Origin of the sequence: Bradyrhizobium campsiandrae (assembly GCF_014529705.1) — a bacterium.
GTDB lineage: Bacteria > Pseudomonadota > Alphaproteobacteria > Rhizobiales > Xanthobacteraceae > Bradyrhizobium > Bradyrhizobium campsiandrae.
The window spans coordinates 1-5,093 of the sequence record NZ_JAANIH010000132.1; the positions used below are offsets into that span (position 1 = coordinate 1).

A 5,093-nucleotide genomic window follows, 5' to 3' on the forward strand; every position below is an offset into this window, starting at 1 on the left:
TGTCGCTTTCCGTTACCGATTTCAATTTGCAACGCTTAGCGGAAAATTGCCACCCGTTTTTCTGCCAGCGATTTCAGCGGGGTCTGACAACACCCTGATCTATCTGGCTTTCAAGGCCCAGCTCCCGGGACTTGCGGAAAGGCAGTCATGAACGATCCTCTTGTTTCCAAACCGGCCTCGCGATGCCCCCCTTGAGCGGCCGCCTTCCCGATCCGCTGCCGTGGCGCGAGCTCGCGCGTCCGCTGACGCACGCCGAAGACGCGTTGGCGCGGCTCGACGAGCGGCTGCGAACGAGCCCAATTCGCGATGGCTGGATCGCGCGAACCCACTTCGCCGACGCCGCCGCTGCGCTCTGGCTCGACGGCGAGCTCGTCCATCTCGAGGACCTAGTCCTGCACGACGCCGGCATGGACATCCGCGCCCCAACCCACGAACTCACGCGCGCACACACTGTGCTCCGCACGCGCCGGCGCATCGCCGAGGCCGCGCCCGGTTGGGCTTTGTCGCCCGCCGGCCTCGCCGCGCTGCGGGGCAGGGCAGGAGAGGCGGACGCGGCAGAGGATCGCGCGGATTCGGCCGAGCCCCACGACGTCGGCGACCGCGAAGAGCCAATGTTGAAGCCCGCGCTCGCGGAGGACGACGAGTTCGCCGAATTGTTCGCTTCCGTTGACGCGGCGATTCACCGGGCCGACCAAACCCTCGCCGACGAACGGAGATTCTCAGTGGCGAACGCGGGTGAACGCGATCCGCTCGTCTACGATCTCGACTGGGACGAGGACGCACGCCTCGCCGAATGGCGCGCAACCGTCGACCGCACCAGCCAGTTGCCTCCCACTTTGGCGGCCGCCATCGTTGGCGAAGCCTGGAGCGCGATTGAGCCGCTGCAGCGCGCAACCGGCCTCGGCCGGCTGCTCAGCGCCGCGCTGCTGCGCGAGCGCGAAAAAGCCCGCAGGCACCTGCCGTGTCTCGCCGAAGGCGCGAAGGCCGTCCCGCGCGAACGGCGCCGAAGCCGCGACGCCTCCACGCGCCTCGTCGCTGAGCTTGAGGCGATCGCCGCGGCGGCCGAAGAGGGCCTGAAGCAGCACGACCGCTGGCTCCTCGCCCGCACGCTGCTCATCCGAAAACTCGACGGCCGACGCTCCACCTCCCGGCTGCCGGAGCTGATCGAATATGTAATCTCGCGGCCGCTGGTCTCGGCTGGCATGATCGCCAAAGTGCTCGACATCACGCCCCGCGCTGCTCAGAACCTAGTCGCCGAACTGGGCTTGCGCGAGGCGACGGGCCGCGCACGATATCGGGCGTGGGGCGTCTTGTAAGCGCGGAAGATGCCAGCCCGCGTCCGTGCGGGCGATCCCGCGAGGCAGACGCCGCCGAGACGCGCACGCTTGAGGTCGGCGGCGACGCCTCCGATCGGGCCGCCAAGCTGTTGTGCAGTCCGCCGCGCCGATGCTTTGAGCGCGACCCGTCGCCAACGGCGCGAGCATAGGCCGCAAGCAAAGTCGCGAGGTCGAGGCCTGGCGGCCGCGCCCGCGCAAACCGTCGCGCTCCCTTACGTTCATCAATGAAATCCACGAAACGCGCGATCAACCCGTCACGGCCGCCTGCGGCCAGGGTTACTCGACGGTGCCGGCCGACGGCCGCGTCCCCAGCGGCGATGAGCCCATTCTCGGCTCTTTGCGCGAGCAGCTCGAAGCAACGGATGCGCATCGACGCTGGCAGGTTGGCGAGCGGACGGCCTGAGCCGACGCCGGCCACGTCGGGCGCACGCAGCAGGCGCGCGACCCATTCGTGGATCGTCGACGAACTCTTGGCGATTTCCGCCTTGCAGATATCGTCGATCGACCGTTCCAGCCGCCGTGCCGCCGCCGTGACCGATCTCTTCGCGCCGCCGCGCAGATCGAAGCCGCAGTGCACGCAGACATATTGCGGGATCACACCTATCTGAGCAAAGGGAGCCATCCCGCCGCGGCAGGCGGGACAGCGATCGCGCAGGCCGCAGCCATGCGCGAAACAGGAAATCCGCGATGCGAGCCGCCAGGACCGTCGGAAATAGGGCGCCCGATCGTCGGCAAGACACAAGGCGCAATACTGCATCCAACTCGAACGGTTCTGGCGCGCGGTCTCGCGCAAGGGCAGCCAAAGCGGCGCCAACGCCCCATCCGTCATCGCCATCGCCGAAATCACCTCCGGCGCAACGCCCGTCCGAGCGCCGAGCCAAGCCGCGAGGTCGTGGGGGAGCCGCAGATCGAGGCGGGGCGACCACATCCCGCCGCCAAGCCCGAGCACACCAGCGAAAGCGCGCGGCGCAATGCCGTTCGCCATCGCGAGGCGATGAAGCCAGCTCGACAGCAATTCGTCGGGCTGCGGGTCGACGGCCGCCGGCCACCGGTCCCCAACGACATCGGCGTATCGTTCGCGGATTGCGATGGCAAATCCCGTTTCGCCACTCACAGCAGACCATCGCGTAGCCGCGCGCCGCGGCGGCGCGACACCGGGACATAATCCAGCTCGTCAACCGAGGCCTTGGTGATCCGCTCCGCGCCGGACTTCACTGCAGCGACCGCCGCCGCCGTAACGATCGCCACGATCTCGCCAATCAACCCTTCCGAAAGCCGGAAGATCTCTCGCGCCAGTGTCTCATCGGACAAATCGGAACGGCGCGAGAGCGGCAAGGCGGCCTCGAGACTGTCGAGGAGGGCGAGGAATTCCTCGTCGTAGCGCCATCGTGGTACGGCGAGCAATTCGAACCGGCTCGCCATTTCATCGGTCGCGTTGATGAAATCGTACACCGCCACCTCTCCGATCAGAACCGGCGATATGTCAAACTGACGGCCGATCCGTCGCAGAAACGCCAGCACAGTCTCCACATCGCGCGATCGGCCGCGCAGCGCATTGTGGAATTCGTCGAAAATCAGGATTTTGGGCTTCAGGCCGTCAAACAGATGATCGATTTGCTCCGCCTTGCGGCCGACATCCCGGCTGTTGCCCGTCGGAGCCCGCAATGCGCTTAGGATGCTTCCGTAGAAATGGGCGAGCCCGGCCCCCTCGCGCGTTTGGACCACCCACACCCGTTGCGACTCGGAGGCCTTCAAATGCGCGACGGCGAACCGCTCGGCGATCATCGTCTTGCCGTTGGCGTAGGGCCCGACCAGCATCAGACCACGAGTGCGTAAGCCCGGCGACCGCGACAGCAATTCGTTCAGGCGCTCGATCGCCTGCTTGGCGCCGTGATGTCCGATCCAACGCGGCGCCCGGATATAGGCGATCCGGTCCTCCAGGCTGCGGTCGAGATACGGGCGCACATGATCGAGCAGATGGTCGCCCATCTCACCAATCCTCGACCGGCAGTCGGCGCCTTTCACGGACTGGGCGTTCGGTCGGAGAGGTAGGCGGCGACGGACGCATGGCCTCATAGGGTTTGTCGGCCTCTCCCGCGTGAGTCCTGCGCACGGCGTCGCGCAGATCGACCTTCGAAGGTTTCGATCCGTCGACGATCTCGGCGATTTGACGCCGCAACGTCACCTTCTCCCTGTCCGATCGCGCGGTTGCAGCGCGTCGACGAGCGCGATCGCCTTCGTGCTCCCATAGCGTCATCGGAGTGAGCCGCTCATCGCGCCGTCCGACGGACCGAAACTCCCTCGTCTCCGGATCCCGGATATAGATGTGGCTGATGTCGCGGGGATCGTATCGTACCTCGAGCCGCCCCAGACGGTCCCGCCGCGGGACCAGACCGCCCAGCCACGGCGAATAATAGTCCAACGCGAACATGCTGACGCCCTGCGGCGAGAGGCGCCGCTCCGCCCCGGGCAGGAACGCCAGCACGACCCGCGCCGGATTGTCCGCGAAGCGCGCGAGATCAACGCTGTTTCGCGCCCATTCCGCCGCCGGCGCCTTCAAGGTCTTCGCATTCACCTGCAGATTATGGTCGATTACGGCGAGCGCGACGCACCGCTCGAGGTCGGCGAAGCTCAGGCGAGCGCGCCGCTCCGCGGGATAACCGTCGCGGTCCGCCACGGATCGACCGGTCGACCCCGGATGCGTCGCGAGAACGGCGTTGAGCTTCCCAAGCAACCTTTCGACCACTCCACCTTCATGGACGCGGCCACGATCGCGGTAGCGAATGCGGACGCCATAATCCTCGCAGCCGCGCTGGAAAGCGCGGCCTTTGAACTCTTTCGCTGAATCGGTGACGAGCAGCCGCGGTCGCCCGAACATCGGCCAGGAGTGTTCTATGCCGCGCGCAGTCAGCCAAGCCTCCTTTGGGCACATCGCCTGCGCAAGGCATAGGGCGACGGACAGCGCCGACGGCTTTTCGAGGGTCAGACAAAAGCCGAATATGCAACGCGTCGCCACATCGGCAACAAGGGTCAGGTACGCCCTGCCGACGAAGACCCCTTCGCCCTCCACCACCTCCACGAAATGGATGTCTGTCGGCGTGTGATCGATCTGACAAACCTCGAGCGGCTTCGACGCGCGGATATATCCCGGTCTCGGTTTGAGCCGCAGCAGATGCTTCGGATTCGCCGACCGCTTTTTGGCGATGTCCTCAGGGCTGAACAGCGACGGAATGCGGCGGTCGATGGCGCCGTAGGAGGGCGCGGCCAGCCCGGCCTCCTCGCAACGGGCGCGGATTTCGGCGACGACAGGCGCAAGCGGCGGCGCCTCCAGCGTTAACCATTGCGCTCGCAAGGTCGCTGCGATGATTTCCTCGACCTCGTGGTCAAGCCGCTTCTTCCTCGCGCCATTCGTGCGCGGCAATAGCAACGACACCCGCCGATCGACACGATAGCGCGCCAGCAAATTGTAGACCTGCCGGGTCGAGAGCCGGAGCTCGACGGCTGCCCGATCGACCACCGCTCGATGCGGACCCGCCTCATCTAGAATTCTGTCAAGTTCGCGCGCGACGCGGCGCGCCGCCAGCCACGCCTGGTCCGAAGGCGGCGTCGACACAGAGACGGTTGTTTGGTTTTGCGGTCGGTGTGGCAAATCGAGCGACCAGTGAAATCGTTAGCGGAAAATTTCGCTCGTCTTAGCTCCTAAACCTAAACAACTTATGAGGTTTGTGCCGCTGAAATTGGGAAGTGAAAGCGACA

Annotated in this window: 4 protein-coding genes; 1 reads left to right on the forward strand and 3 read right to left on the reverse strand. The window is 66.0% G+C overall.

Annotation, left to right across the window (positions count from 1 at the left end; all coding sequences use genetic code 11):
- Positions 1-182 precede the first annotated feature (182 nt).
- Positions 183-1,316 carry an RHE_PE00001 family protein gene (locus tag G8O24_RS42115; protein ID WP_188108354.1) on the forward strand — a complete coding sequence of 378 codons (1,134 nt, stop codon included), beginning with the start codon at positions 183-185 and terminating at the stop codon, positions 1,314-1,316.
- On the opposite strand, the gene G8O24_RS42120 is transcribed toward G8O24_RS42115, so the two are convergent.
- Genes G8O24_RS42120 through G8O24_RS42130 form a run of 3 tightly spaced genes read right to left on the reverse strand, consistent with a single transcriptional unit; the run spans position 1,225 to position 4,986 of the window.
- Positions 1,225-2,451, reverse strand: a complete 1,227-nt coding sequence (locus G8O24_RS42120) for a TniQ family protein (RefSeq protein ID WP_188108355.1) — start codon at positions 2,449-2,451, stop codon at positions 1,225-1,227. The genes G8O24_RS42115 and G8O24_RS42120 overlap by 92 nt on opposite strands.
- Entirely contained in the window at positions 2,448-3,326 is an 879-nt protein-coding gene (locus tag G8O24_RS42125; protein ID WP_188108357.1) for a TniB family NTP-binding protein, read from the reverse strand. Before G8O24_RS42125 ends, G8O24_RS42120 begins: the two co-directional genes overlap by 4 nt.
- Before the next feature lies 1 nt (position 3,327).
- Positions 3,328-4,986 carry a TnsB C-terminal domain-containing protein gene (locus tag G8O24_RS42130; RefSeq protein WP_188108356.1) on the reverse strand — a complete coding sequence of 553 codons (1,659 nt, stop codon included), beginning with the start codon at positions 4,984-4,986 and terminating at the stop codon, positions 3,328-3,330.
- Between the last annotated feature and the right edge of the window lie 107 nt (positions 4,987-5,093).

What these genes read in the sequence shown, in the direction of transcription:
- G8O24_RS42115 (WP_188108354.1), top strand. Translation starts at nt 183, where the DNA reads ATGCCCCCCTTGAGCGGCCGCCTTCCCGATCCGCTGCCGTGGCGCGAG.
- G8O24_RS42125 (WP_188108357.1), bottom strand. Translation starts at nt 3,326, where the DNA reads ATGGGCGACCATCTGCTCGATCATGTGCGCCCGTATCTCGACCGCAGC.